The organism is Klebsiella sp. 2019SCSN059, from assembly GCF_021739525.1.
GTDB classification, from domain to species: domain Bacteria; phylum Pseudomonadota; class Gammaproteobacteria; order Enterobacterales; family Enterobacteriaceae; genus Klebsiella; species Klebsiella quasipneumoniae.
Genome location: NZ_JAKKOM010000001.1, coordinates 240,596 through 252,982, shown reverse-complemented (window position 1 = coordinate 252,982; position 12,387 = coordinate 240,596). Strand labels below are relative to the sequence as shown.

Annotated in this window: 13 protein-coding genes; 7 read left to right on the top strand and 6 right to left on the bottom strand. The window is 59.2% G+C overall.

Annotated elements, in window-relative coordinates; translation table 11 throughout:
• Positions 1-77: 77 nt before the first annotated feature.
• The 3 genes from ppsR to hemP all read left to right on the top strand — a co-directional run bounded on the left by ppsR (position 78) and on the right by hemP (position 2,447).
• Entirely contained in the window at positions 78-911 is an 834-nt protein-coding gene (ppsR, locus tag L2I46_RS01300; protein WP_002909061.1) for a posphoenolpyruvate synthetase regulatory kinase/phosphorylase PpsR, read from the top strand.
• Positions 912-1,065: 154 nt separating this feature from the next.
• Positions 1,066-2,112, top strand: a complete 1,047-nt coding sequence (gene aroH / locus L2I46_RS01295) for a 3-deoxy-7-phosphoheptulonate synthase AroH (RefSeq protein WP_032453261.1) — start codon at positions 1,066-1,068, stop codon at positions 2,110-2,112.
• A gap of 155 nt (positions 2,113-2,267) precedes the next feature.
• Positions 2,268-2,447, top strand: a complete 180-nt coding sequence (gene hemP, locus L2I46_RS01290; protein WP_023290103.1) for a hemin uptake protein HemP — start codon at positions 2,268-2,270, stop codon at positions 2,445-2,447.
• A 29-nt stretch (positions 2,448-2,476) separates the two neighbouring features.
• Here the strand turns inward: hemP and selO are convergent, their stop codons facing one another.
• The 4 genes from selO to L2I46_RS01270 form a co-directional block, all read right to left on the bottom strand.
• Positions 2,477-3,919 (bottom strand): protein adenylyltransferase SelO, encoded by a 1,443-nt coding sequence (selO, locus tag L2I46_RS01285; RefSeq protein WP_236947477.1) that lies wholly within the window; start codon positions 3,917-3,919, stop codon positions 2,477-2,479.
• A 114-nt stretch (positions 3,920-4,033) separates the two neighbouring features.
• Positions 4,034-4,498 (bottom strand): NlpC/P60 family protein, encoded by a 465-nt coding sequence (locus tag L2I46_RS01280; RefSeq protein ID WP_002909082.1) that lies wholly within the window; start codon positions 4,496-4,498, stop codon positions 4,034-4,036.
• An 81-nt stretch (positions 4,499-4,579) separates the two neighbouring features.
• Complete coding sequence (btuD, locus tag L2I46_RS01275) at positions 4,580-5,329, bottom strand: vitamin B12 ABC transporter ATP-binding protein BtuD (RefSeq protein ID WP_032453263.1); 750 nt, start codon at positions 5,327-5,329, stop codon at positions 4,580-4,582.
• The gene (locus L2I46_RS01270; RefSeq protein ID WP_004203124.1) at positions 5,329-5,880 is read right to left on the bottom strand and encodes a glutathione peroxidase; all 552 of its coding nucleotides are present in this window, start codon (positions 5,878-5,880) and stop codon (positions 5,329-5,331) included. The genes btuD and L2I46_RS01270 overlap by 1 nt, the downstream gene beginning before the upstream one ends.
• Positions 5,881-6,116: 236 nt before the next feature.
• Here L2I46_RS01270 and L2I46_RS01265 point away from each other — a divergent pair, with 236 nt between their 5' ends.
• The gene (locus tag L2I46_RS01265; RefSeq protein ID WP_236947476.1) at positions 6,117-6,917 is read left to right on the top strand and encodes a MetQ/NlpA family ABC transporter substrate-binding protein; all 801 of its coding nucleotides are present in this window, start codon (positions 6,117-6,119) and stop codon (positions 6,915-6,917) included.
• A gap of 45 nt (positions 6,918-6,962) precedes the next feature.
• Here L2I46_RS01265 and btuC read toward each other — a convergent pair whose 3' ends face one another.
• Positions 6,963-7,940, bottom strand: coding sequence for a vitamin B12 ABC transporter permease BtuC (btuC, locus tag L2I46_RS01260; protein WP_032453264.1), 978 nt, complete (start codon positions 7,938-7,940; stop codon positions 6,963-6,965).
• Positions 7,941-8,062: 122 nt separating this feature from the next.
• Positions 8,063-9,496 carry a H+/gluconate symporter gene (locus L2I46_RS01255; protein WP_023290109.1) on the bottom strand — a complete coding sequence of 478 codons (1,434 nt, stop codon included), beginning with the start codon at positions 9,494-9,496 and terminating at the stop codon, positions 8,063-8,065.
• Positions 9,497-9,772: 276 nt separating this feature from the next.
• Here L2I46_RS01255 and L2I46_RS01250 point away from each other — a divergent pair, with 276 nt between their 5' ends.
• The 3 genes from L2I46_RS01250 to L2I46_RS01240 are packed head-to-tail and all read left to right on the top strand — an operon-like array spanning position 9,773 to position 12,340.
• A complete protein-coding gene (locus tag L2I46_RS01250; protein WP_023290110.1) occupies positions 9,773-10,687 on the top strand; it encodes a LysR family transcriptional regulator in 915 nt (304 codons plus the stop codon).
• Between the two features lie 37 nt (positions 10,688-10,724).
• The gene (locus L2I46_RS01245) at positions 10,725-11,990 is read left to right on the top strand and encodes a D-amino acid dehydrogenase (RefSeq protein ID WP_336886841.1); all 1,266 of its coding nucleotides are present in this window, start codon (positions 10,725-10,727) and stop codon (positions 11,988-11,990) included.
• Positions 11,987-12,340 (top strand): RidA family protein, encoded by a 354-nt coding sequence (locus L2I46_RS01240; RefSeq protein ID WP_074442547.1) that lies wholly within the window; start codon positions 11,987-11,989, stop codon positions 12,338-12,340. Before L2I46_RS01245 ends, L2I46_RS01240 begins: the two co-directional genes overlap by 4 nt.
• Positions 12,341-12,387 lie beyond the last annotated feature (47 nt).

Genomic DNA, 12,387 nt, shown 5'->3' with positions numbered 1-12,387 from the left:
AGACAAATCAAACAGGGATATGCTTAAATTTAATATCTGCTTTCAGGCAATTAAACTCATTATACCGGATGGTCAAAATGGAAAGTGCTGTAGATCGCCACGTATTTTATATTTCTGACGGTACCGCCATTACGGCGGAGGTGCTGGGGCATGCCGTCATGTCGCAATTCCCGGTCGCCATCAGCAGCGTGACCCTGCCGTTTGTGGAAAATATCAGCCGCGCGCGGGCGGTGAAAGAGCAGATCGACGCCATTTATCAGCAAACGGGCATCCGCCCGCTGGTGTTCTATTCCATCGTTATTCCGGAGATCCGCGATATCATTCTACAAAGCGAGGGCTTTTGTCAGGATATCGTTCAGGCGCTGGTGGCCCCGCTGCAGCAGGAGCTCAACCTCGACCCGACGCCAGTGGCCCACCGCACCCACGGCCTGAACCCCGGGAACCTGATCAAATACGATGCGCGCATCGCCGCCATCGATTACACCCTCGCCCATGACGATGGCATCTCGCTGCGCAACCTTGACCAGGCGCAGGTGATCCTCCTCGGCGTGTCGCGCTGCGGTAAGACGCCCACCAGTCTGTACCTCGCTATGCAGTACGGCATTCGCGCCGCCAACTATCCGTTTATCGCCGACGATATGGACAATCTGGTTCTGCCGGCGTCGCTGAAACCCCTGCAGCATAAGATGTTCGGCCTGACCATCAATCCGGAGCGTCTGGCGGCGATCCGCGAGGAGCGCCGGGAGAACAGCCGCTACGCTTCGCTGCGCCAGTGTCGGATGGAAGTGACCGAAGTGGAGGCGCTGTATCGTAAGAATAAAATTCCCTGCCTGAACAGCACCAACTATTCCGTTGAGGAAATAGCGACAAAAATCATGGACATCATGGGGCTGAATCGCAGGATGTACTAATACACTAGTACATTATTAAAAATTTGTTTATGCTATCACCCGTGGCCTATACAGGATCATGCCCTGCTCTTGCAATAAGCAGGGATTGGTTTATCGTGATGCGCATCACTTCCCGGCATTTTCGCTGGCGAAGAAACAGATTTTTGAGACCCCAATGAATAAAACAGACGAATTGCGTACCGCGCGCATTGAAAGCCTGGTAACGCCCGCGGAGCTGGCCCAGCGCCATCCCGTCACCGCCGACGTGGCCGCCCACGTCTCGGCCTCCCGTCGCCGCATTGAAAAAATCCTCAACGGCGAAGACCGCCGCCTGCTGGTGATTATCGGCCCCTGCTCCATTCACGACACCGACGCGGCGATGGAGTATGCCCGCCGCCTGCAGACCATGCGCGAGCGCTACCAGCCGCAGCTGGAGATCGTGATGCGCACCTACTTTGAAAAACCCCGTACCGTGGTGGGCTGGAAAGGCTTAATCTCCGACCCGGACCTCAACGGCAGCTATCGGGTCAACCACGGTATTGAACTGGCACGGCGCCTGCTGCTGCAAGTTAATGAGCTGGGGGTGCCGACGGCCACCGAGTTTCTCGATATGGTGACCGGTCAGTTTATCGCCGATCTCATCAGCTGGGGAGCCATCGGGGCGCGCACCACGGAAAGTCAGATCCACCGTGAAATGGCCTCGGCGCTCTCCTGCCCGGTCGGGTTTAAAAACGGTACCGACGGCAATACGCGCATCGCCGTAGACGCCATCCGCGCCTCCCGCGCCAGCCATATGTTCCTCTCTCCGGACAAGCAGGGGCAGATGACGATTTACCAGACCAGCGGCAACCCGTACGGACATATCATTATGCGCGGCGGCAAACGGCCGAACTATCACGCCGAGGATATCGCCGCCGCCGGCGAAGCGCTGCGTGAATTCAATCTGCCGGAGCAGCTGGTGGTCGACTTCAGCCATGGCAACTGCCAGAAGCAGCATCGCCGTCAGCTGGAGGTGTGCGCCGATATCTGTCAGCAAATTCGCGCGGGCTCTACCGCCATCGCCGGCATTATGGCGGAGAGCTTCCTGCAGGAAGGGACCCAGAAAGTGGTTCCCGGCCAGCCGCTGGCCTGGGGCCAGTCGATCACCGATCCCTGCCTGAGCTGGGAAGACAGCGAACGTTTATTGAGCGAACTGGCGGCCGCCACGGCCACCCGTCTGTGACCGCTCCGCCCGCCGCGCCTGCGGTGGGCGATCCCCTTCTGCCATTCCCCTACCAAATTCGGTAACACGATAAATAACGCTTGCCGTCAAAAACAACATTATTGATAATGATTATCATTGTTGCTTTGATTTTTATTTTGAGAGCTATGACGCGTATGGATAACACTGCCACAGCTGAAAAACCAAAAGACAATGCCCCCTATCCCGTGGCGACGGACAGACAGATCAGCAGTCGGGTTCTGTTAGGCAGCGAAGGACGGGTAGTCATTGAGCATGGCGGCCAGCGCTATCTGCTGCGCCAGACCCACGCCGGGAAGTTGATCCTGACCAAATAATCGCCCCGCAGCGCGCGGGGCGAGGCGAGTTAGCTCGAGCAGCTGACTTCCAGACGTTTCCCCCAGTCCGGCGGCCGGCGGACGTAGTCGTCCTCGCGATCGGTGAAGGGATCGGCCAGCGCGGCATGCAGACGCTCCAGCTCCCCCATATCGCCAGCCTCAGCCTGCTCGATCGCCCGCTGCGCCAGCCAGTTACGTAACACCAGCGCCGGGTTGACGCCCTGCATCCGCTGCTGGCGCTGGGCATCCTCCACCTGTTCATCACGAAGCCGCGCGCGATAGCCGGCGAACCAGCTGTCGAATGCCGCACGGTCGATAAACTCGTCGCGCAGCAGCGTGGCCGCGCTGAGCTGTTCGCTATGGCTCAGCAGGCGGAACGTTCGGGTATAGTCGCTTCTCTCGCGGATCATCAGGGCAAACAGACCGTCGAGCAGATCGTTATCCCCTTTCTGCTGAGTGAACAGGCCAAGTTTGTCGCGCATCCGCTGGCCATAGGCGGTCAGCAAGGCGTGCTGATACTCATCCAGCGCCGCGTTCAGCGCTTCGGCGCTGATAAACGGCGACAGCGACTGGGCCAGACGCTGCAGATTCCACAGCCCCACCGCCGGCTGGTTTTCAAAACTGTAGCGCCCCTGGTAATCGGAGTGGTTGCAGATAAAGTCCGGCTGAAAATCGTCAAGGAAGCCATACGGCCCGTAGTCGATGGTCAAACCGAGAATTGACATGTTGTCGGTATTCATCACCCCATGGGCAAAGCCCACGGTTTGCCAGCTGGCGATGGTCTGCGCGGTACGCGTGACAACGTCACGGAACCATAACAGGTACTTGTCCGCTTCATCCTGCAGCTGCGGCCAGTGGTGACGAATGACATAATCGGCCAGCTGCTGAACCTTCTGCGGCTCGCGACGATAGTAAAAATGTTCGAAATGACCAAAGCGGACATGGCTCTCGGCCACCCGCATCAGCATCGCGCCAGGCTCCACGCGCTCGCGGTAGACCGGGGTATCGCTGGTGACCATCGCCAGGGCGCGCGTCGTCGGGATCCCCAGGGCGTGCATCGCCTCCGACGCCAGGCTTTCCCGGATCGTCGAGCGCAGCACGGCGCGGCCGTCCCCCATCCGTGAATAGGGGGTCAGGCCGGCGCCTTTCAGATGCCAGTCGTAACGGCGGCCATCCGCCAACTGCTGCTCACCGAGCAGGATCCCGCGTCCGTCGCCCAGCTGGCCGGCCCAGGCGCCAAACTGATGGCCACTGTAGACCTGCGCCAGCGGCGACATGCCCGGGAGCAGCGCTTCGCCGCCCCAGACGCCGGCCCCGCTTTCCGGCGCAAACAGCGCGTCAGGGACGCCCAGCTGTTGCGCCAGCGGAGCGTTGCGCCAGATGAGTCGGGCGTTATCGAGCGGCGTCGGTGACAGGGAAGTGTAAAAGTCCGGCAGTTCATCCCGCCAGTGGGTGGTAAAAGAAAGGGTCATGGTTCCTCCTCTTTCCAGTGTAGTGCCTGGAACAGCGGATTAACACGGGCGGAGTGCAGGGTTATCGGCATAAAAAAAGGGAAGCGCTCGCTTCCCTCCGGCCGCTGAATGACGTCAGATACGCCGCGCCTGCCAGAATTTTTTGTTCCAGTAGACGTTATCCAGCGAGGAACGGGTGACGCCCTGACTGGTGGAGGCATGAATAAACTGGTTATCGGTATCGTAGATGCCGACGTGCAGGCCGCTTTCGCCTGAGCCGGTTTTGAAGAACACCAGATCGCCGGGCAGCAGATCGCGCTTATCAATTCGGGTGCCGATTTCCGCCTGCTCGCGGGTTTCGCGCGGCAGCTGGAGGGCAAATTTATCGCGAAACGTGCGCACCACAAAGCCGGAGCAGTCGACGCCGCGCGGCGTCATGCCGCCGTAGCGATACGGTGCGCCGCGCCAGCTGCGCAGCTGCTCGTTCAGATTCGCCACCACCGTAATGGAGTCAGCCAGCCGAGGATTCGGCGGCGGTGCCCGATGGCTGCTGCAGCCGGCTAAAATTAACGCCGCCGCCAACATGAACCAGAAGCGCATTTCAGATGATCCCTCTGTCCCTAGTCTCTTTATCGCAATAATTTAGCTTGTTTATCAATATAGTGACAAGATAACTGCGTGCTACTGTGACGCGATGAGCATAATATGACCGGCCACCTCCACGCGCTGGAACGGGATCGCATAGGCAGCGGTTAAATTTTCCTCGTTCAGCACCTCGGCGGTCTCCCCGCAGGCGATGGCTTCCCCCTGGCAGAGCAGCCAGCTCTGTCCGGCATGGCGCAAAGTGTGGTTGAGATCGTGACTGCTCATCACCACCGCAATTCCCGCCGCGCTCAGCTCGCGTAACAGCCGATCCAGCGCCGCCTGCTGGGCCACATCCAGACTGTTCATCGGCTCATCCAGCAGCAGCAGCTGACCCGCGGGATTGCTTAAGGGATCGATCTGCAGGATCACTGCCGCCAGCCGCACGCGCTGCCACTCGCCGCCCGACAGCTGATTGACCTGACGGCCCAGCTTATTGTCAAGGCCAAGCCTGGCCGCGATATCGTTCACCCGGGCGCTGTCGCCCTGCTGCTGCCTGTGCAGCGCCAGATAGTGCCACACCGGCATGGCGAACGGCGGGGTCTGCTGTTGGCACAGATATCCGCGGCGGCGCGCCAGCTCCGTCGCCGGCCACTCGTCAAGCAACCGTCCGTTAAAATGAATCGTGCCGGGGCCGTCGGACAGCCCCGCCATGCGGGCCAGCAGCGTGCTCTTCCCTGCGCCGTTCGGCCCCACCAGGTGAACGATCTCCCCGGCGCGAAAGGCCGCAGAAAACGGGGCCAGACGCCCCGCCGCTTCTACATCCTGTAGCTGCATCAGAAACGACATTATTTCGCCAGCGCTCCTTTAATCGCCGCCACCAGCTGCGGATCGTCCGGCGTCATATCCGGAGAGAAGCGCTGAATGACGTTGCCCTGGCGATCGACGAGGAATTTTTCGAAATTCCACAGAATGTCGTCCACGTACAGCGGCGCGCGGCCCTTGCTGGCCATCCGCTCATAAAAACCGCTACCTTCCGGGGCCACCGCCTTCGGCGCGGCGGCAACCAGCTTTTGATAGAGCGGTGCGCGATGCTCGCCGTTGACGTCAATCTTGCTGAACAGCGGGAAGGTGACGCCGTAGGTGGTGCTGCAGAAGGTCTTAATCTCTTCTTCACTCCCCGGCTCCTGGCCGAGGAACTGGTTGCAGGGGAAGCCCAGCACGCTGAAGCCCTCGCCGGCAAACTGCTTTTGCAGGTCCTCCAGTTGCTCATACTGCGGCGTCAGGCCGCATTTGGAGGCCACATTGACGATCAGCAGTACCTTGCCGGCAAAGGATGCCAGGGTGGTCTTCTCGCCATCAATGGTCGTCACTTCGGTATTCAGAATGTCATGTTGCATAGCCTGTCCTCAATGGATAAACCGGTTTCCGGTGAAGGTGATCCCTATCTACTGTAGCGGATTCAGCGCCCGCCATTCTACTGCCAATCCCCGCGAGTTGTCGCATGATGTAACAGCGCTTCGCTGCCCGTCGGCAACATGAAATCCTCTCAATTGGGCAGGCACCTATTTACGTGTACAGTGTTCCATGAATGTAATATTGTTTCGTTACTTGTTAATTTAAGAGAGTTTTGTTGATGAAGAAGTTGTTTAGCCTGGCGTTAATCGCCGCCTCTGTCGCCCTGCTGAGCGCCTGCTCTCCGGATGAAGATAATAAAGTGAAAGTCGCTATCAATACCGGGCCGGACGAAGCCATCTGGAAAGTGGTGGAGCAAGTGGCGAAGGATAAATATCACCTCGACGTCGAAGTGGTCTCCTTCAATGATTACGTGCTGCCTAACGAAGCGCTGAACAACAAAGATGTGGATGCCAACGCCTTCCAGACCCTGCCGTACCTTGAGGCGCAGTCGAAAGAGCGCGGCTATAAATTCGCGGTGGTCGGTAAAACCTTTGTCTTCCCTATCGCCGCCTATTCACATCGCATCAAAAATATCAGCGAGCTCCCCGAGGGAGCGACGGTGACCATCTCTAATGAAACCACCACCCTGGGCCGCAGCCTGCTGCTGCTTCAGGCGCAGGGGCTGCTCAAGCTGAAACCGGGCGTCGGCTATTTACCCACCACGCTGGATATCATCGACAACCCGAAACAGCTGAAGATTGTGGAGGTGGATACCCCGCAGCTGACCCGCACCCTGGATGACCCGAACGTCAGCCTGTCAATCATTAACACCAACTTCTCCGCCCAGGCGGGCCTGTCGGCCGCCCGCGACGGCCTGTTCATGGAGGGACCAGATTCCCCTTACGTGAATGCGATTGTCGCCCGCGAGGATAACAAGGACAGCAAGAAAATTCAGGTACTGAAAGCCGCCTTCCAGACCAGTGAGGTCGCGGAAAAAGCGAAGGAAGTCTACAAAGGCGACGCGATCAAAGGCTGGTAAGCCCGAGCCGGCGCCGTCCCTGCAGACGGCGTCGCGCTATCCCCGTCACCGCGAGCGCAGCAGCAACCAGATAAAGACCGGCGCGCCCAGCGTCGCCGTCACCACGCCAATCGGCAGCTCAGCGGCGGAAAGCGCCAGCCGGGCGATAATATCCGCCCCCAGCAAGGCGCTTGCCCCTGCCAGCATGCAGGCCGGGAGCAAGACCCGGTGATCGCTCAAGCCGCATAGCCGCAGAATGTGCGGAATTACCAGGCCGATAAAGCCAATCGCCCCCGCCAGCGCCACGCTCACGCCGACCATCCAGCCGGTCGCCATCACCAGCAGCTTACGCCACAGCCACAGCGGCAGCCCGAGCTGACGGGCGGAGACTTCGCCCAGCGCCAGTAAATTCAGGGGTTGCGACTGCAGACAAACCCAGCAGAGCGCTGGCAGGAGGGCTATCATCAGCCACAGCTGCTGCCAGTCGACGCCGCCAAACCCGCCCATCATCCAGTACATCAGCTGACGCAGATCAAAAGAGGTGGAGAAGTAGACCGCCCAGGTCATCAGGGCGCTGCAGATGATCCCCAGCGCCACCCCCGCCAGCAGCAGGCGGCTGGTGGAAAGATGGCGGCGGGCAAAACGCAGCAGAATAAAGGTGATCAGCAGCGCGCCCAGGATCGCGCACAGCCCGAGCGCCCAGCCCGGTAACAGGCCTTTACCCAGCAGGACGGCGGCAATCAGCCCGACGCCCGCGCCGTTGGAGACGCCCAGCAGACCCGGTTCCGCCAGCGGATTTTCAAACAGCGCCTGCATTATCGCCCCGGAGAGCGCCAGCGCCGCCCCCACCAGCAGCACCGCCAGGGTCCGCGGCAGGCGGATCTGCCAGATAAACAGCTGACCTTTGGCGCTGAGCCACTCGCCGGGCGGGATCCATTGATCCCCCGCGCACAGGCTGATCAGCAGGGTGACCAGCAGCAACAGCGTTAAACCAAGGAGCCAACGCCGGCTTCGGCGCTGTTGAAGATGGGCGAGAGTCAGCATAGATTCCATTACGCAGTGGGAACAAGAGGCTGATTTTACGGTGGGTGTCGCGGTGAGAAAAGGAAAACCTCACGACCAAAGGTCGACGCGGAGGACGCCCCCCCCCCGTCGACCATCCCGCTTTACACCAGAATCTGAAACAGCAGCGCGAAGAGAATGATGTTCGCCACCACGATTGCCCAGCCGTTATAGAGCATATACTTCAGATGTGTAGACTGCGCCAGCCCCATCTGGCCGAACATGTCCGATGAGGGAAACGGCCCGAACCAGTCCACCTGAGACGAGGCCAGCAGCACCGCGGTGGTCCCCTGCGGCGGCACGCCGGCGGCCATCAGCATCGGGCCAAAGATTTTATGCGTAAAGGTCATCTGGGCTACCGCCGCGCCGGGCACATGGCCGATAATATTGAACGCGAAGATGCTAAAGCACAGCCAGGCCGGGGAGATCCCCTCCAGCAGCGGCTGGGTATACTCCAGCAGCCCCTGATAGGCGTGCAGGCCATCCATCAGCTCAAGGATCGGGTTATACAGCCAGTAGAGAATAAACATCCACACCAGACGACCGCAGCCGTGATACAGCGCCTGCAGGATCTGCGTCGGCCGCAGGCCGCCCACCAGCCCGGTCATCAGCGCCACCAGCAGCATGACGATAATCGCAAAGCTGAAGCCGGCTTTAATCACCACCCCAACCACCGCCATCACGATGATGGTCGCGGCGAAAGCCAGCGCGCTTAATTTACGCCGGCGCTGCTGCGCGGCGCTAAGGTCCTCTTGCGGCTTTTCCGAGAGATCGACCTCATAGCGCAGTTTGCCTTCGGTCATCTTCTGGATCCGTCCGGCCATGATCCAACCGGCTAACAGGGTGACGGCGCTCATCGGCAGGCCGACATACAGCAGATAATCCGGATAGCTCAGACCGCCGAGGCTGAGGATCGTCACGGTGCTGGGGGTGAAGGGCCCGGTAAAGAGTCCAACGGAACCGGCGGTCATCATCAGCGCGGCTACCGTCGGCGGCGTTAAGCGTACCGCCGCCGCTACGGGGATAATCACTGCGACAATAATCGCATTGCCGCCGGCCATGGTGCCCAGCGAACCGCAAATTAAAATCGATGACACCACAATGCCGAACTTGACCCGCGTCTGGCTCGACAGCCCAATACGGTGGACCACGAATTTCACCAGTTCAACCGCCGCGCCGGTGCGGGTGGCCACTTCCCCCACGCCGGCGCCGAGCATAATGATAAGCCCGACGGTGGCAATAAATGACCCGGTGGACTTCGCCAGCATCGCGCCCATTTCCGGCAGACCGGTCGAGGTCATGATCATGGCGATAATAATCGAGGAGATGACCGCCAGCACAATATCGACGCCGATCAGCGATAATATCGCTAACGCCACCAGCGGCGTAAATCCCAGCAGGCCAAGCTCGCTGCCCGGTCGACCGTGGCACCACAGCGCAATCAACACGAACAGCAGCAATAACAGACCGGTAATAACGTTTTTTCGCGTGATATTTCGTCTGACAGGCGTATTGCCTGCGAGCGTTGAGTCACTCATAACACTCCTTAATGCCAATCAATCCGACCATGATGGTCAGGTGGTGTATGGGGGCCTGCTCAGAAAATATCCTCCCTCTTTTTCATTATTGGCCGCAGCCTGAGGATCTGTTGGGGTACAAAGGAAACGATTCTGAGAGCGTTTTATTCCGCCATCAGGCGGGGCCAGCAGCACAATATGTAACCAATGCGCTGATTGGTGATTAAATTTATGTTAACTTAGTGTTAGTAGAAAATGACTTTTTATCGGTAGGCTATAACCCTGAGTTAACTGTTCATGAAACTGCGTCATCTGGAAATCTTCTATGCCGTCATGACCTGCGGCTCTCTGTCACGGGCGGCGGAATCGCTCAATATCTCCCAGCCAGCGGCCAGCAAAGCGTTAAAAAGCGCCGAACTGAAGCTGGGCTTTACCCTGTTTCAGCGGGTGCGCGGCAAGCTGCTGCCGACCAGCGAGGCGATCACACTTTTCGAAAAAGCGCAGACTATTTATCAGGACCTTGATAACCTGCGCCTGCTGGCCGATAACCTGGCCCGCGATCCGCGCGCCAAAATCACCTTAGGCTGTCTGCCGAGCCTGGGGTTAAGCCTGGTGCCGGAGCTGGTGACCGATTTTTATCAGCAAAACAGCAACCTGGTGATGACGCTCACCACCGAGCACACCGAGACGCTGGTCAGAAAACTGGATTTACGCGAGATAGACTTAGCGCTGACGCTGCAGCCGGTGCAGCAGGGAGAGATCCTTACCACCCTGATTGCCGAAGTGCCGCTGGTCTATATCGACCGTCATTATCGTCAGGGAGCGGTGGATATCAGCCAGATCGACCAGCAGCGCTGGATCTCGCCGGGGCCGCACTCGCTCTCCGCCGCCATCGCCACCCGTCGCGACTTTTCCACTACCCGGCTGAATGTCCAGACCTACTACATGGCCACCGAGTTCGTGAAGCGCGGCATGGGCTGCAGCATTACCGATATCTTTTCCGCCCAGCACAACCTGGCTCCCGAGATGATCCATCCCATTACGCCGCCGATGGCCATTAACCTCTGCCTGCTGCGTCGGGCCGACGTTTCCCTGAGCCCGATGGCGCAAAAATTCGTCGATTTTCTCTGCCAGCGCCTGCGCCAGCAGCTCAAGGAGATTAACCTGCGGTTATACCCTGACCATAAAAAGTCAATTGCGCCGCCAGGGTAAATGCTTTGACATAACCCGATAAATTGAACAGCGGTGGATATATCGGGTTATGAACAAACGCATTGTCATTATCGGCGGCGGCGTGGTCGGTCTGGCCACGGCCTGGGAACTGATCAAGCGCGGCCATCAGGTGCAATTACTGGAGCGCAACGGCGAACCGGCCAGCGCCACCAGTTTTGCCAACGGCGGACAATTAAGTTACCGCTACGTCGCCCCCCTTGCCGACAGCGGCGTTCCCCTGCAGGGGATAAAATGGATGGGCAAAGCCGATTCGCCGCTCAATATGCGTCTCAATATCTCTTTACAGCAGTGGCGCTGGCTGCTGCAGTTCCTGCGCGCCTGTAATAGCCAGACCAATAAAATAAACGGCGCTCATATATTGCGTCTGTCGCTGCTCAGCCGGCAGGTCATGCAGTCGTGGCGGGAAGAGGATAATCTTGCCGATTTTCACTGGCGGCGCAGCGGAAAATTAATTATCCATCGCCGGGAATATGATTTTACTAAAGCGGCAAAAGGGATAGATCCTCAGTATCAGCAGGCGCTGAATGCTGAAGCCTGCCTGCAGCTGGAACCGGCGCTAAAACATATCAGCCCTTCGCTGCAGGGCGGAATTTATTCGCCGGGGGATGAAACGGCGGATTGCCATCAATTTTGCGTTGCGCTGATCGACAAGCTCACCGCCAGCAGCCGCTTCAGCCTGCTGACCCACTGTGAGGTGCAGCGGCTCGCCAGGCGCGGCGGACGCGTCAGCGCCCTGGAGACCAGCCGCGGGACCATCACCGGCGATGAGTACGTCGTCGCCGCCGGCAACGGCAGCGGTCCGCTGCTGGGGCACATGGGCGTTCGCGTGCCGCTCTGCGCCCTGAAGGGGTACAGCCTGACCCTTCCCTATCCGCAGCAGGCGGGCATTGCGCCGGACATCAGCGTCACCGATTACGGGCACAAAATCGTTTATGCCCGCCTGGGCCAGCAGCTGCGCATCGCGGCGATGGTGGACATCGGCTACGACGGCGACACACTGCGCGAGAGCCGCATTCAGGCGCTGAAAAAAATCGTCTCCCGCAGTTTTCCCGAACTCGAGGGGTTGGACCAGGCCGAAGCCTGGACCGGCATGCGCCCCTCAACGCCAGCCGGGCCACCACTACTGGGACGCGCCGGCTACCCCAACCTGTGGATGAATCTCGGCCAGGGCAGCCTCGGTTTTACCCTCGCCGCCGGCAGCGCGGTGGTGCTGGGCGCGTTAATCGACAATCAGATGCCAGACATTTCTTTAGAAGGTCTCACATGGAAACAAACCGCATGACAATTATTCGCAATCATCCTCAACCTCGTCTTTCCGCCAGCGTTGCGTATGGCAATCTGCTATTCCTCTCCGGACAGACGCCGAAAAGCAACGAGGAGGACATCGCCTTGCAGACCCGCGAAGTGCTGGAGAAAATCGACGCCCTGTTGGCGGCGGCCGGGAGCGATAAGCGGCACATTCTCTCCGCGCAGATCTGGCTGAAAAATATCGAGCGTGACTTTGCCGCGTTCAATGAGGCGTGGGTGGAGTGGATGCCGGAAGGCCATAGCCCGGCGCGCGCGGCCGTGCAGGCGGAGATGGCGCGACCAGACATCCTGGTGGAGATCATGCTCACCGCCGTTAAAGCGTAAGATTCGACAGAAAAGAAAAAGGCCGCAATGCGGCCTTTTTAATTAGT